The 23202-nt window shown below is 71.3% G+C and carries 22 protein-coding genes; 16 read left to right on the top strand and 6 right to left on the bottom strand.

The annotated features are described in order from the left end of the window. Positions 1-246 precede the first annotated feature (246 nt). From ACQUQD_RS38835 to ACQUQD_RS38790, 10 genes are all read left to right on the top strand, one after another. Positions 247-1530 carry an ABC transporter substrate-binding protein gene (locus tag ACQUQD_RS38835; RefSeq protein ID WP_428956932.1) on the top strand — a complete coding sequence of 428 codons (1284 nt, stop codon included), beginning with the start codon at positions 247-249 and terminating at the stop codon, positions 1528-1530. 34 nt (positions 1531-1564) lie between these two features. Next, a complete protein-coding gene (locus ACQUQD_RS38830; protein ID WP_428956931.1) occupies positions 1565-2536 on the top strand; it encodes a carbohydrate ABC transporter permease in 972 nt (323 codons plus the stop codon). Between the two features lie 32 nt (positions 2537-2568). Beyond that, positions 2569-3444, top strand: coding sequence for a carbohydrate ABC transporter permease (locus ACQUQD_RS38825; protein ID WP_428956930.1), 876 nt, complete (start codon positions 2569-2571; stop codon positions 3442-3444). A gap of 73 nt (positions 3445-3517) precedes the next feature. Then, on the top strand, positions 3518-5218 hold the full coding sequence (locus ACQUQD_RS38820) for a glycoside hydrolase family 43 protein (protein WP_428956928.1): 1701 nt from the start codon (positions 3518-3520) through the stop codon (positions 5216-5218). Between the two features lie 73 nt (positions 5219-5291). Then, positions 5292-6323, top strand: a complete 1032-nt coding sequence (locus ACQUQD_RS38815; protein ID WP_428956927.1) for a LacI family DNA-binding transcriptional regulator — start codon at positions 5292-5294, stop codon at positions 6321-6323. 270 nt (positions 6324-6593) lie between these two features. Further along, positions 6594-8969 (top strand): AbfB domain-containing protein, encoded by a 2376-nt coding sequence (locus ACQUQD_RS38810; protein ID WP_428956926.1) that lies wholly within the window; start codon positions 6594-6596, stop codon positions 8967-8969. A 101-nt stretch (positions 8970-9070) separates the two neighbouring features. Next, positions 9071-9373 carry an ArsR/SmtB family transcription factor gene (locus ACQUQD_RS38805; protein WP_428956924.1) on the top strand — a complete coding sequence of 101 codons (303 nt, stop codon included), beginning with the start codon at positions 9071-9073 and terminating at the stop codon, positions 9371-9373. Beyond that, positions 9370-9762: a VOC family protein gene (locus ACQUQD_RS38800; protein ID WP_428956923.1), complete on the top strand. Its 393-nt coding sequence runs from the start codon at positions 9370-9372 to the stop codon at positions 9760-9762. The genes ACQUQD_RS38805 and ACQUQD_RS38800 overlap by 4 nt, the downstream gene beginning before the upstream one ends. Before the next feature lie 198 nt (positions 9763-9960). Further along, on the top strand, positions 9961-10089 hold the full coding sequence (locus ACQUQD_RS38795) for a hypothetical protein (RefSeq protein ID WP_428956921.1): 129 nt from the start codon (positions 9961-9963) through the stop codon (positions 10087-10089). 37 nt (positions 10090-10126) lie between these two features. After that, positions 10127-11446, top strand: a complete 1320-nt coding sequence (locus ACQUQD_RS38790; RefSeq protein WP_428956920.1) for a BNR-4 repeat-containing protein — start codon at positions 10127-10129, stop codon at positions 11444-11446. Positions 11447-11608: 162 nt separating this feature from the next. Here ACQUQD_RS38790 and ACQUQD_RS38785 read toward each other — a convergent pair whose 3' ends face one another. Then, positions 11609-13117 (bottom strand): SulP family inorganic anion transporter, encoded by a 1509-nt coding sequence (locus ACQUQD_RS38785; RefSeq protein ID WP_428956919.1) that lies wholly within the window; start codon positions 13115-13117, stop codon positions 11609-11611. Positions 13118-13507: 390 nt separating this feature from the next. On the opposite strand from ACQUQD_RS38785, the gene ACQUQD_RS38780 reads away from it, so the two are divergent. The 6 genes from ACQUQD_RS38780 (at position 13508) to ACQUQD_RS38755 (ending at position 17577) form a co-directional block, all read left to right on the top strand. After that, positions 13508-13924 carry a MerR family transcriptional regulator gene (locus ACQUQD_RS38780; protein ID WP_428956918.1) on the top strand — a complete coding sequence of 139 codons (417 nt, stop codon included), beginning with the start codon at positions 13508-13510 and terminating at the stop codon, positions 13922-13924. A gap of 315 nt (positions 13925-14239) precedes the next feature. Continuing rightward, positions 14240-15025 (top strand): DeoR/GlpR family DNA-binding transcription regulator, encoded by a 786-nt coding sequence (locus ACQUQD_RS38775; RefSeq protein WP_428956917.1) that lies wholly within the window; start codon positions 14240-14242, stop codon positions 15023-15025. Between the two features lie 36 nt (positions 15026-15061). Further along, entirely contained in the window at positions 15062-15439 is a 378-nt protein-coding gene (locus ACQUQD_RS38770; RefSeq protein ID WP_428956916.1) for a DUF4406 domain-containing protein, read from the top strand. After that, entirely contained in the window at positions 15436-16155 is a 720-nt protein-coding gene (locus ACQUQD_RS38765) for an NUDIX domain-containing protein (protein ID WP_428956915.1), read from the top strand. The genes ACQUQD_RS38770 and ACQUQD_RS38765 overlap by 4 nt, the downstream gene beginning before the upstream one ends. 88 nt (positions 16156-16243) lie before the next feature. Next, positions 16244-16828: a sigma-70 family RNA polymerase sigma factor gene (locus tag ACQUQD_RS38760; RefSeq protein ID WP_428956914.1), complete on the top strand. Its 585-nt coding sequence runs from the start codon at positions 16244-16246 to the stop codon at positions 16826-16828. Next, on the top strand, positions 16825-17577 hold the full coding sequence (locus ACQUQD_RS38755; RefSeq protein ID WP_428956913.1) for an anti-sigma factor: 753 nt from the start codon (positions 16825-16827) through the stop codon (positions 17575-17577). The genes ACQUQD_RS38760 and ACQUQD_RS38755 overlap by 4 nt, the downstream gene beginning before the upstream one ends. A gap of 42 nt (positions 17578-17619) precedes the next feature. On the opposite strand, the gene ACQUQD_RS38750 is transcribed toward ACQUQD_RS38755, so the two are convergent. From ACQUQD_RS38750 to ACQUQD_RS38730, 5 genes are read right to left on the bottom strand one after another with little or no spacing between them, the layout of a single operon-like run. After that, a complete protein-coding gene (locus tag ACQUQD_RS38750; protein ID WP_428956912.1) occupies positions 17620-18426 on the bottom strand; it encodes a DUF1295 domain-containing protein in 807 nt (268 codons plus the stop codon). Next, positions 18423-19691 (bottom strand): class I SAM-dependent methyltransferase, encoded by a 1269-nt coding sequence (locus tag ACQUQD_RS38745; RefSeq protein ID WP_428956911.1) that lies wholly within the window; start codon positions 19689-19691, stop codon positions 18423-18425. The genes ACQUQD_RS38750 and ACQUQD_RS38745 overlap by 4 nt, the downstream gene beginning before the upstream one ends. Beyond that, positions 19688-20956: a class I SAM-dependent methyltransferase gene (locus ACQUQD_RS38740; protein WP_428956910.1), complete on the bottom strand. Its 1269-nt coding sequence runs from the start codon at positions 20954-20956 to the stop codon at positions 19688-19690. The genes ACQUQD_RS38745 and ACQUQD_RS38740 overlap by 4 nt, the downstream gene beginning before the upstream one ends. After that, positions 20953-21684, bottom strand: coding sequence for a DUF1365 domain-containing protein (locus ACQUQD_RS38735; RefSeq protein ID WP_428957762.1), 732 nt, complete (start codon positions 21682-21684; stop codon positions 20953-20955). The genes ACQUQD_RS38740 and ACQUQD_RS38735 overlap by 4 nt, the downstream gene beginning before the upstream one ends. Beyond that, positions 21684-22976, bottom strand: coding sequence for an NAD(P)/FAD-dependent oxidoreductase (locus ACQUQD_RS38730; protein WP_428956909.1), 1293 nt, complete (start codon positions 22974-22976; stop codon positions 21684-21686). The genes ACQUQD_RS38735 and ACQUQD_RS38730 overlap by 1 nt, the downstream gene beginning before the upstream one ends. Between the last annotated feature and the right edge of the window lie 226 nt (positions 22977-23202).

The following is a 23202-nucleotide window of genomic DNA, read 5'->3' as shown; positions in this document are numbered from 1 at the left end:
TAAGTTTCGTAGAAGTTTGCTGGCTGTGGCCGTGCGCTCGAAACGCGCAGGGCGCCTTGTGGGCTGCCGAGGTGCACACATCACCCCTCCCACCGGCGGTGTTTACCAGCTCGTCGGAGCACGTGCCGACACCGAATGTTCTTCGAAACTCTTGACATTAAGTTTCGACAGCCGTCAGGTTGTGCGCATCGAAACGCCTTCGCGTCCCTCGGTCTCCCACTCGCTCCTGATCCCTGGAGGTCCCCCATGGGCTCCTCGCACGCCCGCAGATCCGTCGCCGCGGCAGCCGGACTCGCCACCCTGCTCGTCCTGTCCGGCTGCTCGTCCGGCTCGGTGGAGTCCGACGGGAAGATCACCCTGACCGTCGCCACCTTCAGCGACTTCGGGTACAAGCCGCTGATCAAGGAGTTCGAGAAGGCGCACCCGGACGTCGTGGTGAAGGAGCGGATCTCGCAGCTCGACCAGCACCACAACAGCCTCTCCACCCAGCTCTCCTCGGGCAGCGGCGCCGCCGACGTGGTCGCCATCGAGGAGGGCTACCTGCCCAAGTTCCGCACGGTGCAGGACAAGTTCGTGAACCTCGCCGACTTCGGCGCCCTCAAGCGCAAGAACGAGTACCTGCCCTACAAGTGGGGCCAGGGCACCGCCGACGGCGGGAAGTTCGTGATGGGGTACGGCACGGACGTCGGCGGTCTCGCCATCTGCTACCGCAAGGACCTGTTCCGCCGGGCGGGGCTGCCCACGGACCGGGAGGCGGTGGGCAAGCTGTGGCCCACCTGGGACGCGTACTTCAAGGCCGGTGACACCTTCCGCGCCAAGGTGAAGGACCACGCCTGGTTCGACTCGGCGGGCAACGTGTTCAGCGCGATGATGAACCAGACCGAGTACGGCTTCTTCGACGCCGACGACTCCTACATCGCCGACAAGAACCCCGACGTGCAGCGGTCCTTCTCCGACTCCGCCGACGCCGCGGCCGACGGCATGTCCGCCAACCTCGTCCCGTTCAGCCAGCAGTGGAACGCGGGCATCAAGCAGGGCCGGATGGCGACCATCACCTGCCCCGCCTGGATGACGGGCCTCATCCAGACCGCGGCCGGCAAGGAGGGCGAGGGCAAGTGGGACATCGCCGCCGTGCCCGGGGGCGGCGGCAACTGGGGCGGCTCCTTCCTGACGGTGCCCAAGCAGGGCAAGCACACGAAGGAGGCCGCCGAACTGGCCTCGTTCCTCACCTCCGCGGCCTCGGAGAAGAAGATCTTCCAGGGACCGACCGGCTCGCTCCCGTCCCTGACCGGCGCGCTGTCGGACCCGGCGGTGCAGAACACCCGGCAGAAGTACTTCAACGACGCGCCGACCGGCAAGATCTTCGCCGCCTCCGCGCAGGGCCTGAAGCCCAGTTACCGCGGCACCAAGGACCAGCAGGTGCGCATCCCGTTCGCCAACGCCCTCCAGCTCGTCGAGCAGCGCAAGTCCTCCCCCGCCGAGGCATGGCGAAAGGCCCTGTCCGACGCGGAGAAGAACCTCAAGCACTGATCCCCGACCCACCCGAGCCCGTAAGGAGGCCTCCATGGCGGTCCACACCGCCGGTGCCGAGCGCACCCTCGGTACTGACGCACCACCGGGCCGCCGTGCCCGAAGGCGGCCGACGCGGCGCAGCCGCCTCACCCCCTACAGCTTCATCGCACCGTTCTTCATCGTCTTCGGGCTCTTCGGGCTCTACCCGCTGCTCTACACGTTCTGGGTCTCGCTGCACCGCTGGGACCGGCTCACCGGCGACGGCGGGTACACGGGCCTGGCCAACTTCCGGGACCTGTTCGCCGACCCGGACTTCTACAACGCCACCTTCAACACCTTCAGCATCTACCTGCTCTCCACCGTCCCCCAGCTGCTGCTCGCCCTGGCCGTCGCGTGGCTGCTCGACCGGCGGCTGCGCGCCAGGACGACCTGGCGCGCCCTGGTCCTGGTGCCGCAGTACGTGTCCGTGGTGGCCGTGGCCCTCGTCTTCTCCCAGCTGTTCGGGCGCGACTTCGGCGTCGTCAACTGGGTCCTGGAACAGCTCGGACTGATCAGCGACCCCGTCGACTGGACCGCGGACACCTGGAGTTCGCACCTCGCGATCAGCTTCATGGTGATGTGGCGCTGGACCGGCTACAACGCCCTGATCTATCTGGCCGCGATGCAGGCGGTGCCGCGCGATCTGTACGAGTCGGCGATGGTCGACGGCGCCGGACGCCTGCTCACCTTCCGCCGCATCACCCTGCCCGCGATCCGCCCGACCCTGCTGTTCACGGTGGTCATCTCGACCATCGGCGGCCTCCAACTCTTCGCGGAACCACTGCTGTTCGACTCCCAGGCCAACGCCGAGGGCGGCACGGAGCACCAGTTCCAGACGCTGACGCTGATGCTCTACAAGTACGGGTTCATCAACAACGACGCCGGATACGCGTCCGCCATCTCCTGGGTGCTGTTCCTCGTCATCGCCGCCGTCGCCGCGCTCAACTTCTTCCTCACCCGGCGCCTGGGCGGCTCCGACCGATGACCCCTCCCCCGGCCCCCGAAGGAAGCCCCCGTATGGCAACACCCCTGACCGCCCGTCGCCCGCGCACCCGCGCCGCAGGGCCCCGGCGCCACGACAGTGCCGGTCCGCTGGCCTACGCCCTGCTCGCCGCCGTGGTCCTGGCCTCGATCTTCCCGCTGTACTGGACGTTCGTCGTCGCCTCGCACAGCGACAACTCCGTCCTCGGCAACGCGACCCCGTCCCTGGTGCCCGGCGGCCACCTGCTGGAGAACATCCGGCGCGTCTTCGACACCGTCGACTTCTGGAAGGCGCTCGGCAACTCCTTCACCGTCGCCGGCACCACCGCCGTCAGCAACGTCCTGCTCTCCTCGCTCGCCGGGTACGCCTTCGCCAAACTCCGCTTCCCCGGCCGCAACGCCCTCCTCGTCGTAGTGATCACCACGGTGATGGTGCCGACGCAGCTCGGCATCATCCCGCTGTACCTGCTGGTGACGGACATGGGCCTGTACGGCAAGCTCAGCTCGCTCATCGTGCCCGCGCTGGTCTCCGCGATCGGCGTGTTCTGGATGCGGCAGGCCATGGAGGAGAACATCCCCGACGAGCTCATCGAGGCGGCCCGGATGGACGGCGCGGGACAACTGCGCACCTTCTGGTACGTGGCCTGGCCCGGCGTGCGCTCGGTCGCCGCGGTGCTCGGCATGTTCACCTTCATGTTCGCCTGGAACGACTACTTCTGGCCGCTCATCGCCCTGCCCCCGGAGAACGGCACGGTGCAGATCGCCCTGAACCAGCTCGCCGCCGGCTACTACACCGACTACACCCTGATGCTCGCCGGTGTCGTGGTCTCCGTCGTCCCCGTGCTCGCGCTCTTCGCCGTGCTGGCCCGGCGCATCGTCTCCGGAGTGATGGCCGGTGCGGTGAAGGGGTGAGCCACGCCTTCGGCGCCGCCGCGCCGCGACCCGCTGACCGTGACCGCCTCCGCACCGATCCCCGAGGAACCGTATGACTGCCGCCGCGCCCACGACCGGGCCGACCTCCGCCGCGCCGCCGCCCGCCACCGGGCGGCCCGCGATGATCCGCAACCCCGTCCTCGCCGGATTCCACCCGGACCCGTCCCTGCTCCGGGTCGGCGAGGACTACTACCTCGCCACCTCCACCTTCGAGTGGCTGCCGGGGGTGACGCTGCACCACTCGCGCGACCTGGTGAACTGGCGCCCCCTGGGCGGCGCGCTGACGGAGGAACGGCTCGTCGACCTCGCCGGCACACCGGACTCCGGCGGGGTCTGGGCGCCCTGCCTGTCGTACGCGGACGGGCTGTTCCACCTCGTCTACTCCAACGTCAGGAGCCTGGCCGGCGCCTACAAGGACGTACGCAACTGGGTGACCACCTCCCCCACCCCCACCGGCCCGTGGTCCGAGCCCGCGCCCGCGCCCGGCGGCGGGTTCGATCCGTCGCTGTTCCACGACACCGATCCCGGTGGCAGCGGCCGCAGTTGGCTGCTGTGGCTGTCCTGGGACCACCGGCCGGGCAACGATCCGTTCGGCGGCATCCTGCTGCAGGAGTGGGACCGGTCCGCGCGCCGCCCCGTCGGGCCGGTGCGACGGATCTTCTCCGGTACGCGGCTCGGACGCACCGAAGGACCGCATCTGTACCGCAAGGACGGCTGGTACTACCTGTTCACCGCGGAGGGCGGGACGTCGTGGGAGCACGCGGTGACCGTCGCGCGCTCCCGCGACATCACCGGCCCCTACACGTCCGATCCGGCCGGCCCCCTGTTGACCGCGTACGGCGACGACGCCCTGGAACTCCAGAAGGCCGGACACGGCAGCCTCGTCGAGACCCCCGACGGCGCCTGGTACCTGGCCCATCTCACCGCCCGCCCGCTGACCGCGCGCGGCGCCTGCGTCCTCGGCCGCGAGACCGCCCTGCAACGCGTGCACTGGACGCCCGACGGCTGGCCGCGCGTCGACGGCGACGCGGGCCCCGGGCGCCCGTCCGTGCTCGTCGCCGCGCCCGCCGGTGCGCGGGCCGAGCCGCAGCCCGCGGCCACCGCGTCCACCGGCGTCCTCGGCCCCGAGTGGATGACCCTGCGCCGGCACCCCGACCCGTCCTGGCTCACCCGGACCGGCCCGCACGACGACACGCTGCGGCTGCGGCTGCGCGGCGGCGAATCGCTCTCCTCGCTCCACGAGCAGAGCCTGGTGGCCCGCCGCCAGCAGCACCTGCGCTTCACGGCCGAGGCGACGGTCTCCTTCGACCCCCATGCGCCCCAGCACATGGCGGGCCTGGTCCACTTCTACAACACCCAGATCTGGCACTACGCCCATGTCACCTGGGACGACGCGCAGGGCAGGGTGCTGCGCCTCGCCGTCTGCGACCGCGGCCGGTACTCCGAGCCGACGCCGCCGGTGCCGCTGCCCCCGAGGGGCCCCGTCCGGCTGCGGCTGACCGGGCAGGGCGCGGAGGCCGCCTTCACCTGGTCGGTGGGCACCGACGACGGCGCCCGCGCGGAACGTCCCCTCGGCCCGGTCCTCGACGTGACCCGCCTCTCCGACGAGTACGCGACGGTCGGCGACGGCGGACACTTCAGCAGCTGGGGGTTCACCGGCGCCTTCATCGGCGTGTGCGCGCAGGACCTCACCGGCGGCGGGCGTGCCGCCGACTTCACCGCACTCGGCTACCAGGGCCCGGACCACGGATGACGGGCCTTAGGCTTCACCCCACAACGCCCCGCCGCGCCCCGCACGCCACCGTCCCACGGGAGTCCGACGCCGTATGACCGCACAGTCCCGCCCCCGCGCCACCATCGGTTCCATCGCGGCCGAGGCCGGGGTGTCGACGGCCACCGTGTCGAAGGTGCTCAACGGCCGCAGCGACGTCTCCGCGGCGACCCGGGAACGCGTCCAGGAGATCATGGCGCGTCACCATTACCACCCGCGCCGGCCACGGCGCCGCGGCGGCATCGTCGACCTGGTCCTCAACGAGCTCGACAGCCTGTGGTCCGTCGAGATCATCCGCGGCGCGGAGGAGACGCTGCGCGAGGCGGGCGTGAGCATGGTCCTGTCCGCGGCGCACGGCAGCAGCTCGCAGACCAGCGCCTGGCTCGACCAGCTGGCGGCGCGCCGCTCCGACGGCGCGATCCTGGTCGTCTCCGATCTGACGCTGGGCCAGCGCAATCGCCTGGCCTCGCTGGGCGTCCCGTTCGTCCTCGTCGACCCCGTCGGCAACGTCGAGGCCGGCGTCCCGACGATCGGCGCCACCAACTGGGCGGGCGCGGTCGCCGCCACCGAGCACCTGATCGGTCTCGGGCACCGGCACATCGCCCATCTCGCGGGCCCGCGCCAGCTGTTGTGCAGCCGGGCCCGCGCGGACGGGTTCCGTGCGGCGATGGAGGCCGCCGGCCTCGACATCCCGGAGGGTGCGGTGCGGCACGGCGCCTTCACCGACCCCTCGGGCCGCACCGAGACGATCGCCCTTCTCGACGACGCCGAAGAGGGCCGGCTGCCGCGTCCCACCGCGGTGTTCGCCGCCAGCGACCTCCAGGCGTTCGGGGCGTACACGGCGCTGCGCGAGCGCGGGCTGCGGGTGCCGCAGGACATCAGCGTGGTCGGTTTCGACGATCTTCCGGTGACGCGGTGGAGCGACCCCACGCTCACCACGGTCCGCCAGCCGCTCCAGGACATGGCGGCGATGGCGGCCCGCACCCTGCTGCGGGTGATCGACGGCGAAGAGGTCGATCTTCCCCGGGTGGAGCTCTCCACCCGCTTGGTGGTCCGCGCCAGTACGGCGGCGCCCGGCACCGGTTGACCGCTCGCGGCAGATTTGAGCGTCCAGGGCGTTGACGCGCCGTCAGGCGGTGCGCCATAACTTCTCTTACAACGATGTAAGAGCGGCGTACTCGACCCCGGCCGCCGGCCCGCCCGCTCCCCATCACGGCACCCGGATCCGGCGCTTGTTAGCCCGGTGCCGTACAGCGTTGTAAAGCTCAACGAGCACCGGGCACCCAGCGTGCTCCAGCACCTCCGTACCGCCGTCCGGCGGCCCGTGCGGCCGCGCCCTGCGACACGAGGAGCCCCGATGCGCCACCCCTCCAACCGCCTCAGATCGACGCGCCCCGCGCGTGCCCTGTCGGCGTCCCGCCCGGGCCGCGCGCTCGGCATTCTGCTGACCACCCTCGCGCTGCTCCTGGGCGGCGCCACCGCCCTGGCCCCCGCCGCGCAGGCGGCGGCCGCCGCCTGGACCCCCAAACCGGCGCCCATGACGACGCCGTGGACCGACCAGGTCTCCCGGGACAATCCGCTGCCGGAGTATCCGCGACCGCAGCTGACGCGCTCCGACTGGGCCAATCTCAACGGCATCTGGGACTTCGCCGTCACCTCGGCGAACGCCGGGCAGCCGGCCTCCTTCACCGAGCAGATCCGGGTCCCGTTCGTCGCGGAGTCCGCGCTCTCCGGCATCCAGCGCAAGATCACCCAGAACGACAAGCTCTGGTACAAGCGCACGTTCACCGTGCCGTCCGCGTGGAACGGCCGCCGCGTCCAGCTCAACTTCGGCGCCAGTGACTGGCGTACGACGGTGTGGGTCAACGGACAGCAGGCGGGCGCCGCCCACAGCGGCGGCTACGACGCCTTCGGCTACGACATCACGCCGCTGCTCAACGGCGGCACCAACACCATCGTGGTCTCGGTGTTCGACCCGACCCAGACCGGCGGCCAGGCCGTGGGCAAGCAGCGCATCAACGACGTGACGCCGCACCCGGGCGGCGGCATCTTCTACACCGCCGCCTCCGGCATCTGGCAGACCGTGTGGCTGGAGCCCACCGCCCCCGCCCACATCACCCGTCTCGACATGGTGCCGAACCTGTCCGACTCGACGCTGCGGGTCACCGTCCGGGGCGACGGGATCAGCGGCCAGAGCGCGCGCGTCACGGTCAGTTCCGGCGGCACCACGGTGGGCACGGCGACCGGCGCGGTCGGCTCGCAGCTGACGGTCCGCATCACGAACCCGCATCTGTGGTCGCCGGACGATCCGTTCCTGTACGACGTCAAGGCCGACCTCGTGACCGGCTCCACGGTGTCCGACTCCGTCGGCAGCTACGCCGGAATGCGCTCGATCTCGCGCGGCACGGTCGACGGCAAGCAACGACTGCTGCTCAACGGCACGTTCGTGTTCCAGACCGGCACCCTCGACCAGGGGTACTGGCCCGACGGCATATACACCGCGCCCACCGACGACGCCCTCAAGTACGACCTCCAGAAGCACAAAGACCTCGGCTTCAACATGGTCCGCAAGCACATCAAGGTCGAACCGCAGCGCTGGTTCTACTGGGCCGACCGGCTCGGGCTGCTCGTGTGGCAGGACATGCCCGCGATGGACACCCGCACCCCGGACTCGGCCGCCCGCACCCAGTGGGAGGCGGAGTACGACCAGATCATCGACGAGCACCGCAGCTCCCCGTCGCTCGTGATGTGGGTCAACGAGAACGAGGGCTGGGGCCAGTACGACCAGGCCCGCATCGCCGACAAGGTGAAGGCGGCCGACCCCTCGCGTCTGGTCGACAACATGAGCGGCGTCAACTGCTGCGGCTCGGTCGACGGCGGAAACGGCGACGTGATCGACAACCACATCTACGTGGGCCCGGGGGTGACCAGACCCTCGGCGACCCGGGCCGCCGTCCTCGGCGAGTACGGCGGGCTGGGGCTCCGGGTCCCCGGCCACGAGTGGTCGCCGGGCAACGGCTTCTCGTACGAGGACCAGGCCGACGCCGCCCATCTGAACAACCGCTTCACCGGCCTGATCGACGCGCTGCGCCTGCAGCAGATGCCGGCGGGTCTGTCGGCGTCGGTCTACACCGAGATCACCGACGTCGAGAACGAGGTCAACGGCCTGCTGACGTACGACCGTCAGGTGGTCAAGGTCGACGCGACGCGGGTCAAGGCGGCGAACCAGGCCCTGATCAACGCCTCGAAGAGTCCGGCTGCGCCGACGACCCTGCCCACCGGCCTCAAGTCGCTGCGGGTCACCACCCCCGGCTACACGGACCGGTACGTCCGGCACAAGGACGCCCTCGCGTACACCGAGGTCGTGAACAGCGGCAGCAGCGACCTGCTGAAGAACGACGCCACCTGGCGGATCGTGCCCGGTCTGGCCGACAGTTCCTGCTACTCCTTCGAGTCCCGCAACTATCCGGGCGAGTACCTGCGCCACCGCGAGTTCCGTGTGTACCGGGAGGCCGGTGACGGCTCGGCGCTGTTCCGCGCGGACGCCACGTTCTGCGCGGTTCCGGGGCAGGGCGGCGTGCGGCTGATGGCCCAGAACTATCCGGGCCAGTACCTGCGTCACTACAACTCCGAGGTGTACCTCGCCGTCCCCGGCGGATCCCGCGCCGCGGACAACCCGAGCCTGTTCACCGAGGACACCACCTGGTCCGTGGAGGCCCCCTGGGCTCCCTGACCGGTGATCGCTCGGCGCCGCCGCGCACATCTCCCGACGCCGGGGTGTGCGCGGCGGCGTTCGGCTTGATAGGCAAGTGAATGCTTGCCTATTCTGTGGATGTGGCCGATGACCTGTTCAAAGCCTTGGCCGACCCCACCCGGCGCACCATCCTCGACGAGCTCACGGAGAAGTCCGGCCAGACGCTGTTCGAGATCTGCGCGCGGCTGAGCATGAAGCACCGGCTCGGCATCTCGCGCCAGGCGGTCTCCCAGCACCTCGCCGTGCTGGAGGCCGCCGGGCTCGTCGCGACGCGGCGGGAGGGCCGCTACAAGTTCCACGACCTGAACACCGCCCCGCTGCGGCAGATCGCCGAGCGGTGGCTCGTGCCCGGCACATCCGGACCTGAGGAGAGTTCCCCATGAAGATCCATCTGACCAGCGTCTTCGTCGACGACCAGGCGAAGGCCCTGCGCTTCTACACCGAGATCCTCGGCTTCGTGAAGAAGTACGACGTCCCGGTCGGCGAGCAGGACCGGTGGCTGACCGTCGTCTCGCCCGACGAGCCCGGCGGCACCGAGCTCCTCCTGGAGCCCGCCTCCCACCCGGCCGTGAAGACCTACCGCGACGCGCTCGTCGAGGACGGCATCCCGCTCGCCCAGTTCGCGGTCGCCGACGTGAAGGCGGAACACGAGCGCCTGCGCGGCCTCGGCGTCCGCTTCACCCAGGAGCCCCTGGAGATGGGCCCCGTCACCACCGCCGTCTTCGACGACACCTGCGGAAACCTGATCCAGATCGCGACACAGCCGGAATAGGCGCCACACCGCCACGGCGCACTCCACGACCACTCTGCGCATCAGCAAGTCCGAGAGCCAGGAAAGGCCCCATCACTCACGTAGCTCACATGCATATTGTGCAATCCCTGTTCAGCCTCTGGGATCTCCTGTAAGTTCCCGCCGCAGCGGAGGGCGAGATCACCTCCGCGTGCCGGAGAGAGCCGCGCAGGAGGCACCGTGACCGAGACGACCGACCAGGCGACACGTGCAAGGACCCGTCCCCGCGACGCGGCCGCGGCGGGTCCCGGCCGGGGCGCATCAGGGCTGCGCGCGCGGGAGACCGCTCCGCCGCACCCCTCCGCCTGAACCCTTCGCCCCCGCCCCCCTTCTCGAAGGAGTCACCATGCGCCGCCCCGGTCCTCGTACGTACGCCGCCTCGGCCGCGGCCCTGACCGCCCTGCTCACTCTCGTCCCGGCCGCGCAGGCCGTACCTCTGTCACCCGGCGCGGCTGCTCGGAGCACCATCGCGGCGGCCACGGTCGAGAAGGTGCCCTACGCCATGGACTCGTCCAACCAGGCCGCCTGGTGGACGCCGGTCGCCACCTACAAGGGCCGCGGCCAGTACACGTACTTCGCCTACGACGAGCCCGGCTCGATCGCCGCCACGCACCGCCCGGCGCTCGCCCGCCGCGATCCGGACGGCGTCTGGAGCCGCCTGCCGCTGCTCGACAGCGACGGGCAGCAGGCCGAGTTCACCGACGACAACGGGCACAACCAGCCGTCCGTCGCCCGTGACGGGAGCGGCCGCCTGCACGTCTTCACGTCCATGCACACCGACACATGGCGCTACTTCCGCTCCGACAAGGCCGGTGGCGACCTCACGGACCACGCGGCCGAGATGCCCGACCAGGGCGCGGCCATCACGTACCCCGTCCTGACCACGGCGCCCAACGGCGATCTGTACCTGGCCGCACGCGTCGGCAACGGATCGGACCAGCGCCCCGGGAAGCTGTACCGCTGGGACAACGCGGCATCCCGGTGGAGCGTCGTCGCCACCTTCGCCGCGGCCCAGTACCGCGCCGTCTACCCCGACGACCTCGCGGTCGACTCCGCCGGACGCGTGCACCTGCTCTACGAGTGGTCCAAGGCGCCGTCGTCCGCCTTCCGGCACCAGCTGTCCTACCTCCGCTACGATCCGGCGACCGGCAGCTTCACCGACAGCACCGGAGCGGCCGCCACCACCCCGGTCACCCCCACCACCGCCGACGTGATCCAGGGGCTCACCACGGGCGAGGAGTGGAGCAGCGACAACACCGGGTACACCGGCCCGGCGGTGCAGAGCGCCAAGCTCACCCTCGACGGCGCCACGCCCAAGGTCGCCTACCGGTACCGCTCGGGCGACAGCGGCGGCGACTTCCGCGTGTACTACGCGTACCCGAGCGCCGGCCGCTGGGCCCGTCAGACCGTCTACGCCGGCGGCCCGACCAACGCCGCGCTGGGCATCACCTGGGACGAGACGGACGGCAAGCGGGTCTACTACGTGACCGGCTCCGGCACCGACCGCGTGTACGCCGCGACGGAGGCCGGCGGCGCCTGGACCTCGACGTCCGTCACCCCGGGCCTGACCGCGGACCGCCTGGCGGTGCGGCGCGACTCGGACGGGAACGATGTGCTGTACCTGCCGGACACGGCGCACAACACGCTGTACTACGCGCGGCGTTGAGGGATGTGAGAGGGCGTGGCCGCGCCGAGGTGACCGCCAGGCGGGCCCGCTCCCGGAGCGGCTCTTCCCGGCCCGGATCCGCACGGGCCGGGCGAAGCGTCGGCGACATGCGCGAGGCCGCCTCGGAGTGTGTGCTCCGGGCGGCATCGGTGCGTCGGCCGGTCAGTGGTCGTCGGCGAGTGCGCCGCTGAGCCGTTCGTGGATGCGGGCGCTGTGCTCGTTCAGGCCGGTCATCTCGACCTGCTTGCCGCGCTGGGCGTACTTGGCCTCGATCAGGTCGAGGGCGGCGACGGAGGAGGCGTCCCAGATGTGGGTGCCGGACAGGTCGATGACGACCTTGTCCGGGTCGGCGGCGTAGTCGAACCGGCCGACCAGGCTGTTGGCGGAGGCGAAGAAGAGTTCACCGGTGACGGAGTAGACGACCTGGCCTCCGTCGGGATCGGTGACCGCGGTGACATCGGCGACGTGGGCGACGCGCCGGGCGAAGATCACCATGGCGATGACGGAACCGACGACGACACCGATGGCCAGATTGCCCGTGGCGACGACCACCGCGACGGTGATGACCATGACGGCGATCTCCCCGGCGGGCATCCGCTTGAGGGTCTTCGGCGCGATGGAGTGCCAGTCGAACGTCGCGAACGACACCATGACCATCACCGCGACCAGAGCCGCCATCGGGATGTCCGACACGATCGGGCCGAACACGATGCACAGCACCATGAGGAACGAGCCCGCCAGGAAGGTGGACAGGCGGGTGCGTGCTCCCGACACCTTCACGTTGATCATGGTCTGGCCGATCATGGCGCAGCCGCCCATGCCGCCGAAGAAGCCGGTGACGATGTTGGCGATGCCCTGGCCGATCGACTCACGGGTCTTGTCGGAGTGCGTGTCGGTGATGTCGTCGACGAGCTTGGCGGTCATCAGTGACTCCATGAGCCCGACGAGTGCCATGGCGAGCGCGTAAGGAGCGACGGTGGTCAGCGTGTCCAGCGTGAAGGGGACGTCGGGCAGGCCCGGTACCGGGAGCGCGTGCGGCAGTTCCCCCTTGTCACCGACGGTCGGCACCGCGATCGCGGCCGCGACGGTGATCACGGTCAGGACGACGATGGAGACCAGCGGGGCCGGAATCACCTTGGTGACCTTCGGGAACAGCACCATCAGCGCGAGCCCGCCGACGACCAGCGGGTAGACGGCCCAGGGCACGTGGGTGATCTCGGGCACCTGCGCCATGAAGATGAGGATGGCGAGCGCGTTGACGAACCCGACCATCACGCTGCGCGGGACGAAGCGCATCAGCTTGGCCACTCCCAGCGCGCCGAGGACGACCTGGAAGATCCCGGCGAGGATGACCGCGGCGACGAGGTAGCCCAGTCCGTGCTCGCGGTTCAGGGGCCCGATGACGAGGGCGACGGCGCCGGTCGCCGCGGAGATCATCGCTCGTCGGCCGCCCACGATCGAGATGGTGACGGCCATCGTGAAGGCGGCGAACAGGCCGATCTCCGGGTCCACCCCCGCGATGATCGAGAAGGAGATCGCTTCGGGGATCAGGGCGAGCGCGACGACGAGGCCGGCGAGGACCTCGGTGCGCCACACCTTCGGATCGGAGATCCAGTCGGGCTTCACGCGGCGCAGCAGCGCGACAGGAGATGCGGGAGATTGCGCAGACAAGAGAAGCGGTACCTGTTCGTGGTCGGGCACACTCGGTGTCACCGTGCATGCGGGAAGGCGCGGACGGACCGGGCCGGTCGTCCGCACAGCCCGCTCGACGGCGGGCCGAGGTCCACAGGGACGAGCAGGCGCGGCGGGACCGGCGGACTGCTCAGGGGCGAAGGGTCACGGCGGGCAAGCAGCGGCGCGACACGACATCGGCATGCGCACGCTCTCTCCTGCACCCATCGGTTCTTGACCGGGGGCGCCATCGGCCCCGACTCGGCTGACGGTCACGGGACGGACCCCGGAACGCTGTCAACGGTCGTCAAATCTACCCTAACGTTAGGGTAGAGATCGGTGCGGGCCGCCTGCGGCCGCAGCGGCAGGAACCAGGGAAGGGCGTCCGCGGTGAGCGGCGAGCACATGCAGATCGGCGAGGTCGCCGCCCGGACGGAGCTGTCGCTGCGCACCATCCGGCACTACGAGGAGACAGGTCTGGTCATCCCCTCGGCCCGTTCCCAGGGCGGTTTCCGCCTCTATACCGAGTCCGATGTCGCCCGCCTCATGGTGATCCGCCGGATGAAACCGCTCGGCTTCACCCTCGACGAGATGCGCGATCTGCTCGACGCCACCGACCGCCTGGACTCCGGCGCGGACCTTCCTGCCGACGAGCGATGTCAACTCCTGGCCCGCATCGAGGAGTTCGAGCGGGCGGCGCAGCGGCGGGTGGCGGATCTGCGGACCCAGTTGGCGCGGGCGGAGGAGTTCGCCGGCACCCTGCGCACACGCCTGGACCAGGCGGGCGGGCCCACGCGGTCCGCCTGATCGTCGGCGGTCCCGCGCCGCGACGCGCCAGGATCGCCGGAGGGCCTGGATCCACCGTACAGAGCACCCGCACCGCGGCGGCGGCGTTCGTCGCGGCCGGGCTGATCGATGACGGGAGCGCGCACGCCGGGTCCGCATCCAGCCTGCGGGTCACCGCTGAGGGCGACTCGCTGCCGGCCCGGGCCGCCGAGGAGGTGGCCCGGCTCGACGCCCGCTTCGCCGCACAGCACCCCGAGCTCAGTGACAGTCACCCCGCGTTGCGCCTTGCCTCACATCACCCTGTTCGAATGAACATTGATCTGTTAGAAATGAGGCATGGGAATCGCCAATCGTCTGGACCTGACCCTGCGACTGGTGCAGGGCTCCGACCGGGTTTCCGTGTCGGAGCTCGCCCATCGCCTGGGCGTCTCGGACATGACCGTGCGCCGTGACCTGGACGCACTCGAAAGCCAAGGGCTGGTGCGCAGGGTGCACGGTGGCGCGGTCGCCACCCGGCCGCGCGAGGAAGGCGGCGGCTTCGCCGCACGGGAAGGGTGGCAGGCCGCCACGAAGGACCGGCTGGGCGCGGCCGTGGCCGCACTGGTGGAGCCCGGCTCACGCGTTCTGCTGGACGCGGGCACCACGACCGTGCATGTGGCGGAGCATCTGGCCGAGCGGTCCCCGCTGACCGTCGCCGTGCTGAGCCTGCAAGCGGCCGCGGCGCTGGCGGACCGGCCGGGGATCGACCTGCTCGTCGTCGGGGGCCGGTCCCGCCCCGGCGAGCGCTCGCTGGTGGGGCCGTTGGCCCTGCGCACGCTGGAGGCGCTGAGTTTCGACTGCTTCGTCATGTCCATCGGCGGTGTGCACGCCGCACACGGCTGGTCGGAGTTCTCCCTGGACGACGCGGCCGTCAAGCAGGCCGGCCTCGCCCAGTCCGCGCGCACCGTCACGGTCGCGGACGCCACCAAGCTCGGCGTGCGCGCGTTCAGTCAGGTCGCGCCGCTCGGATCCGTGGAGCACTTCGTCACCGACGCCGCCGCCGAGGATCCCCAGACCCACCCCGGCGGCCCGGAGACCCTCCGGGCCCTACGGGAATCCGGCGTCGAGATCCATCTCGTCTGACGCCGGTCCACCAGCACCACAGCAAGGAGCAGTCCGGTGAACACCGCCCCGGCATCACTGATGATCCTCGTCGCCGGCCCCTACCGGTCCGGCACCGGCGACGACCCGCACAAGCTCGAGGCGAACGTGCGGGCGATGAACGAAACGGCCCTGAGGCTCTTCCGCGCCGGCCACCTGGGAGTCACCGGCGAGGCACTCGCCCTGCCGCTCCTGGAGGCCGCGGGCAGCACCCGGCCCGCAGACGCCGCGTACGAGGAGATCTTCCACCCCGTCGCCGAGCAGTTGCTGGCCCGCTGCGACGCGGTCCTGCGCATCGGCGGCCCCTCCGAGGGCGCCGACCTGATGGTCGACCGCGCACGCGCCCGGGGCAAGCGCGTCTTCACCTGCCTCGACGACGTCCCGGCCGCCCGATGACCGCCGGCATCGACACACCTGACCGGCGCGGCCGCACCGGCCTGGACCGGCACGGGCGCGACCTGACCGGCAATCCGGACGTGTGCGTCCGGGACGTGGAGGTCCTCTCCTGCGACTGGTACGTGCTGCGCAGGACCACCTTCGACTTCCGGCACAGTGACGGTCACTGGAGCCGCGAGCAGCGCGAGACCTACGACCGCGGCGACGGCGCCACGATCCTGCTCCACGACACGGAGCGGCGGACCGTCCTGCTGACCCGCCAGTTCCGGCTGCCCGCCTACGTCAACGGGCATCCCGACGGCATGCTCATCGAGACGGCGGCGGGCCTCCTGGACGGCGACACCCCCGAAGAGGCGATCCGACGTGAGGCGGCCGAGGAGACAGGGCACGTCATCGGCACGGCCGAACCCGTCTTCGCCGTCTACATGAGTCCCGGCTCGGTCACCGAGCGCGTCCACTTCTTCGCCGCGCCCTACCGGGCCGCGACCGCCACCGCGACGCCGGGCGGCAACGCGGACGAGGGGGAGGACATCGCCGTACTGGAACTGCCCTTCACCCAGGCACTGTCCATGATCCGCACCGGTGGGATCGCCGACGCGAAGACGATCATGCTGCTTCAGTGGGCGGCCCTCGACGGGCCGTTCGGCCCTCCGGGTTCGCACACCGGCGCGGCCGTCGTGCACTCCGACGGCACCGACCCACGCGTCCGGGCGTAGAGCGACCCATCCGTCCGCCCTGCGGCTCCGTATTACCACTGCACCCGTGTTCACATGTGTGCGTACCGAGAGCTTGGAGGTCTGGAACGTGAAGGAAGCCGTCCACATCGGTCCCGCACCAGGTAGGGGACCCAGCCTGGAGGAGCTCATGGCCGATGTGGCGAAGGGAGACAAGGACGCGTTCGCGTCGGTGTACGACGCCGTGGCGGGTTCGGTCCTGGGCGTGGTCCGCGGCGTCCTGCGCGACCGGGCGCAGTCGGAAGAGGTCGCGCAGGAGGTGCTCATCGAGGTGTGGGGCAATGCCGCCCGCTACCGCACCGACCGCGGGACCGCGATCAACTGGGTGCTCACGCTGGCCCATCGGCGCGCGATCGACCGGGTCCGCTCGGTGGAGGCCGCCGCCGCGCGGGACCATCAGGCGGCGCTCCTGGAGCAGACCCCCGAGTTCGACGAGGTGACCGAGGAGGTGGAGACCCGGCTCGAGCACGAACAGCTGCGACGCTGTCTGCGGACGCTGACCGAACTGCAACGGCAGTCCGTGTCGTTGGCGTACTACCGCGGCCTCACCTACAGCGAGGTCGCCGAATTGCTGGCGGTGCCGCTGGGCACCATCAAGACGCGGCTGCGCGACGGTCTGATCCGGCTGCGGGACTGCCTGGGGGTGAACGCATGACGACCGCCGATCTGCACACACTGACCGGGGCCTACGCCCTGCACGCTCTCGACCCCGAGGAGCAGGCCGAGTTCGAGCGGCACCTCGTCGCCTGCTCGGCGTGCTCGCAGGAGGTCAAGGAGCTGTCCGCCACGGCGGCCCGGCTCGGCAGCGCCCTCACGGTCGTACCGCCCGAGGGATTCAAGGAATCGGTCCTGCGCCGGATCGACACCGTGCGCCAGGAGCCGCCGCGCACCGCCGCGGGCTCGCGGCTCTCCGGGACGCCCCGGCGCGGGCGCCAGATCTCGCGCTGGGCCCTGGCGGCCTGTGTCGCGGCGGTCGCCGCGCTCGGCGGGACCACGGTCTGGCAGCACCAGGAGGCACAGGACGCGCGGGAGGAGGCCCGGCAGGCCCGGCAGGCCACGGACCAGGTCGCCGACGTCCTCGCGGCGCCGGACGCCAAGACGCGCACCGCACGTCTGGGGGACGGGGCGAGCGGCACGGTCGTCGTCTCCAAGAGCCTCGACAAGGCCGTGTTCGTGGCCGCCTCCATGGCGGAGCCGCCGAGCGGCAAGGTCTATCAGCTGTGGTTCGACGACGCCGGAACCATGCGGCCCGCCGGATTGATGGATCCGCAGCGCACGGCCCAGACCGTCCTCATGGACGGCGCGGTGGGCGACGCGTCCGGCATGGGCGTCACGGTCGAGCCGACGGGTGGATCGCAGCACCCGACGTCGAATCCCGTGGCGCTGATGCAGCTGCCCGCATGACCGGTCCGGCGGGTGGCGGCGAGATCGCCGCCACCCGCCGGTTCAGCCGCGCTTCGGCGGCCGGGGGAAGAAGCCGCTGGTACGCGCGACGTACTCGGCGTATCCCGGCCGCTGCGCCATGTGCCGCTCCAGCAGGGCCTTCCCGCTCCCGTTGATCAGCAGGAAGCTCATCGTCAGGGGCGAGACGAGGGCGAGGAGCGCGGGCCAGGGGCCGGCCTCGCAGGCCACGAGGAACAGGCCCCACCAGACGCAGAAGTCACCGAAGTAGTTCGGGTGCCTGGTCCAGCTCCACAGACCCCGGTCCATGATCTTTCCGCGGTTCCCGGGATCGGCCTTGAACCGCGCCAGTTGGTGATCCCCGACGGCCTCGAAGGACAGACCGACGGCCCACACGACCGCTCCGACGACCGTGAGCGGCGACAGGTCCGACCGCGCGTACGACGCGATCTGGACCGGCAGCGACACCAGCAGGATCAGCGCGCCCTGCAGGAGGTACACCATGCGCAGGGCGTACAGGTCGCGTCGGCCGGGCGCCTTCGCCAGCATCTGTTCGTAGCGGGGGTCCTCACCGTGTCCGCGGGAGCGCCGCGCGATGTGCAGGGCGAGACGCAGCCCCCAGACCGCGGTGAGCAACAGCACGAGGATCCGCCGGACCAGATCGCCGTGGCCCGCGGAAAGGCCGAACGTCGTGGCGGCCACGGCGGCGAAACCGATCCCCCAGGCCACGTCGACGCCGCGGTGGCGGCCCGTGCGGAGGCCGACGGCGAACGCGGCCAGGACCACGACCAGGGCCGCGGCCGCCGACCCGCCGACGTTCACGGCGAAGGCCGCCCACGGGAAGCCGTTCACGACCTGTCCCCCGCCGGGCCGTCAGGGCGTACGGACAGGATCTGGTCGACGCCCATCCGGCCTTCCTCGAAGGCGAGTCCGCCGCCGACGAGATACAGGCGCCACACCCGGGCCCCCTCCTCGCCGATCAGGCGCACGGCCTCGTCCCAGCCGTCCTCCAGCGTCTTCAGCCAGGCGGCGACGGTGTGGACGTAGTGCTCGCGCATCGCCTCGACCCCCACCACCTCCAGGCCGGCCTCCTCGACGAGCGTCACGGTCTCCCCCAGCGGCCGCATGTGCATGTCGGGCGCGATGAACGCCTCGATGAACGCGCCGCCGCCGGGGGCGTGGTGACCGCGCGACATCTGCTGGATCAGGACCCGCCCGCCGGGCCTGACGCGGTCGTGCATCAGCCGGGCGAAGGCGGGGTACTCCGCGTCGCCGACGTGTTCCCCCATCTCGACGCTGACGGCCGCGTCGTACCGGTCACCGGCGGACTCCCGGTAGTCCTGGCAGCGCACCTCGACCCGGTCCTCCAGACCGCGTTCCCGTGCCTGTTCCCGGACGTGGGCGGCCTGTTCGGCGGCGAGCGTGACCGCGGTGACGCGGACACCGTGCTGCTCGGCGGCGTACAGCGTGAGCGAGCCCCAGCCGCAGCCGACGTCGAGGAGCCGGTCGCCCGGCCCCAACCGGAGCTTGCTGCAGATGAGTTCCAGCTTGGCGCGCTGTGCCTGCTCCAAGGTGGCCTCGGCCGGACGGTCGGGCCACAGGGCGCACGAGTAGGCCATCGTGTCGTCCATCAGGAACCGGTAGAAGGCGTTCGACAGGTCGTAGTGGTGACTGATCGCGGCGCGGTCCCTGGCCCGGCTGTGCAGCGTGCCGCGCAGCCGGGACTGGGACGCCGGGGGCGCGGGCGGCGGGCCGAAGGCGCCGAGGCGGGCCAGGGTGCGCACCGCGCGGGCCCGGTCGGCCGCGGAGATCCGGGGTGCGTGCAGTGCCTGCTCGCGGGCGGCCCGCCACATGACGCGCAGGGACTCGCCGAGGTCGCCGTCGACGTCGATCTCACCGGTGACGTACGCCTGGGCCAGGCCGAGCTCGCCGGGATGCCACAGCAGGCGGCGCAGGGCCCGGCGGTGGCGGACGACGACCGCCGCGGCGTCCGGCGGGCCCGCCTCGCTGCCGTCCCAGGTACGCAGGCGCAGCGGCAGCGGCCCGCCGAGGGCGTCCTCGGCGAGTGCGGCGAGCCGCTGCGCGGCTCCCTTGCGGGCGGTGCCGGAAGTGCTCATCGGCGGGTGGGCTCCTTCGTGAACAGGTACTGCTGGACATCGAGGTAACGGGCGCGGAACCCGGCCTCGGAGTAGGCGAGATAGAAGGTCCACATGCGGCGGAACGTCTCGTCGAAGCCCAGTGCCTCGACCTCGTCCGCCCGCTCGGTGAACCGCTCGCGCCACAGCCGCAGGGTCTCCGCGTAGTGCGGTGCGAGGGCGTCCCTGCGGTCGGTGCGCAGGTGCGTGTGCTCGCGGGTGACGCTGTCGATGACCTCGACGGACGGCAGCAGTCCGCCGGGGAAGATGTACTTCTGGATCCAGGTGTAGGTGTGGCGGCTGGCCACCATCCGGTCGTGCGGCATGGTGATGGCCTGCACGACGGCCCGGCCGCCGGGGACGAGCCGCTCGTCGAGGGTGCGGAAGTATCCGATCCAGAACTCCTCGCCGACCGCCTCGATCATCTCGACGCTGATGACGGCGTCGTACGTGCCCTCGCTCGCCCGGTAGTCGCGCAGCTCGATGTCGACCTGGTCCGCGTATCCCGCTTCCTCGACCCGTGCCATGGCGAGGTCGCGCTGTTCGCTGGAGAGGGTCAGTGACGTGACGTGGGCGCCGCGCGCCGCGGCCCGCAGGGCCAGTTCGCCCCAGCCGGTGCCGATCTCCAGGACCCTGGTCCCGGCGCCGACTCCGGCCAGATCGAGCAGCCGGTCGATCTTGCGGTGCTGGGCCGCCTCCAGCACGGACCAGTCCGCGGGAAAGCCGCGGAAGAGTGCGGCGGAGTACGTCAGGGTGTCGTCCAGGAACAGCGCGAACAGTTCGTTGGACAGGTCGTAGTGGTGGCTGATGTTCGCGCGGGACCCGTCCGGGGTGTTGCGTTGCGCGGCGGGCTGCCGCTGGGCCCACAGGTCGCGGAGCTTCTGCAGCGGTGCGGGGACGAGGGTGGCCGCGTGTTCGGCGAGGACGGTGAGCACGCCGACGAGGTCGTCGGCCTCCCACTCCCCGGCCAGGTACGACTCGCCGAAGCCGATGAGGCCCTGGGCGCCGATGCGGCGGTGGAAGGCTTCCGGGTCGTGCACGACGAGCGCGGGACCGCCCAGGCCCAGGGTGTCCTGGCCCGCGTAACGGACGCGCAGGGGAAGCCGGTTCAGGGCGGAGCGGACGACCGTGCGCGCGACGGCCGTGCGGGCACGGGAGGCGCGGGGCAGCGCCGCGACGTCGGGCCATCGTGCCGCGTCCACGCCGGAGCGGGGCAGCGCCGGGGCCCCGGTGGAGGTGAGTCTCATCGCATGCCTTTCTGGACCTGGTGGCGGGGGCGCGGCCGAATGCGCAGACCCCGCGTCAGGAGACGTATGCCGTGGTACCGGATAGCGGCGGACACCGCGATTGTGGACAGCGGGTACCGCAGGACGGTGCGTGCGACACCCAGTGGTGTCGCGGGCCGTCGTTCACCGCGCACGGTCGCGGTGAAGGGCGGTGCTCCGGCGTGGTCCAGACGCACCGTCAGCCGCAGCGTGTCGCCGGGCGTCGGCAGCCGCATCCGGTAGCGGCCCTCGACGTCGTAGAACGGCGAGACGTAGAACTCCTTGCCCACCTCCGCCTGACCGGCGCGGTCGGGATGCAGCACGTAGCAGTGGCGTTCGCCGTACGTGTTGTGGACCTCGGCGACCACCCAGCGGGCGGTTCCGTCGGGCGCGAGGCACCAGTAGAGGGTGAGCGGGTTGAAGACATGGCCGAGCACGCGCGCGTGAGCGAGCATCACCACGCGGTCCGTGGCGGCCAGGTCGACGCCCTGCGCCGCCAGGAACGTGCCGAGCCGCTCGCGCAGGGTGCCGCCGTCGCCGCCGAAGTGGTCACGGGCGTCGAAGCGGGCGAACCAGCGCAGCGGGTAAGCGAGCCGCGGCGGCCGGTCGACGTCGATGAGCCACATGTAGGTGCGGTGGCGCAGGGTGTGGCGCACCGGGCCGGTGCGGACGTGCGCGACGGTGCAGGGGTAGAGCGCGGGGGTGCGGATCACCAGGGCACCCCCAGCGCGGCGGCGGCCTCGACGCCCGCGCGGCACCCGTCCTCGTGGAAGCCCCAGCCGTGGTAGGCGCCCGCGAACGCCGTGACGGGACCGTTCAGTTCGGGGAGCCGGCGCTGCGCGGTGACGGACTCGGGTGTGAAGACGGGGTGCTCGTACACCATGCGTGCCAGCACCCGGGAGGGATCGACCCGGTCCGTCCCGTTCAGGGTCACGAGGAACCGCTCCGGGGCGTCGAGGCGCTGCAGCCGGTTCATGTCGTAGCTGACCCGTACCGCGGCGGAGTCCGTGTCGCACGACGGCATCAGGTAGTTCCACGACGCCTGCGCGCCCGGGCTGCGCGGCAGCACGCCGGGGTCGGTGTGCAGCAGGGTCTCGTTGCGGGAGTAGTGGAAAGCACCCAGGACCTCACGCTCGCGCGGGTCGGCGTCGGCGAGCAGGCGCAGCGCCTGGTCGGGGTGGACCGCGAGGACGACGGCGTCGTACGTCACCGTCCCCAGCCCTTCGGCGGTGATGTCCGCGCCGCCCGCGTGCCGGCGGACCGCGTGCACCGGGGTCGCCGTGTGGACGGCATCGAGGTTCTTCGCGACCCGCTCCACGTAGGTGCGCGAGCCTCCCGTCACGGTGCGCCACACCGGGGATCCGCTGACCGCGAGCATCCCGTGGTGCTCCAGGAAGCGGAACAGGTGGGCCGCCGGGTACTGGTGGGCCGTGCGGGCGTCACAGGACCAGACGCAGGACACCAGCGGCGTCATGAAGTGCGTGACGAAGTAGGGCGAGAAGCGCTCGGCGGCGAGGAACTCCCCCAGCGAGACGGGGAGCCGCCCGTCGTCGGCGCCGGGCGCCGACGAGGCCCTCAGGACCCTGCGCGCCGCCCGGTGGAAGCGCGGCACCTCGCTCAGCATCCGCAGATACGGCGCCCGCAGCACGTTGCGCGGCTGGGCCAGCAGGCCGCGCACGCCCCGGGCCCCGGCGTACTCCAGGCCACAGCCCTCGCAGCGGACGGACATGCTCATCTCGGATTCCTGGGTGGGGACTCCGAGTTCGGAGAAGAGCCGCAGCAGGTTCGGGTACGTGCGGCGGTTGTGCACGATGAACCCGGAGTCGACCCGGTGCAGCCGGCCGTCGGCCGAGACCAGGTCGTGGGTGTGTGCGTGGCCGCCGAGGCGGTCGTCGGCCTCGTACAGGCTCACCTTGTGGGCGCGACTCAGAATGTGCGCCGCCGTCAGCCCGGCCACTCCACTGCCGACGACCGCAATGCGCCGCCCCGTCCCGTCGGGCATCGTGCTCCTCTCACCCGGCCCCCGTTCGGGCCTCTCACCTGTGATCCGGAGCGGACGCCCTCATGGATTGCCCCGGCATGGTCAACATCTCTTCTTTTCAGCACAGCAGGACGGATGCACAGGTCATCGGCCAGGTGGGCGTACGAGGAGAGGGGGCAGGAGCGCGTGCGGCGCGGCGCGGCGCGGATCGCACCCGCGGGGGTTAATCCGTAGGCGTGAACGACCA

Origin of the sequence: Streptomyces sp. cg35 (genome assembly GCF_050410835.1) — a bacterium.
Classification (GTDB): Bacteria; Actinomycetota; Actinomycetes; order Streptomycetales; family Streptomycetaceae; genus Streptomyces.
The sequence above is the reverse complement of the archived record's forward strand: the minus strand, read 5'-3'. Positions and strand labels throughout refer to the sequence as shown.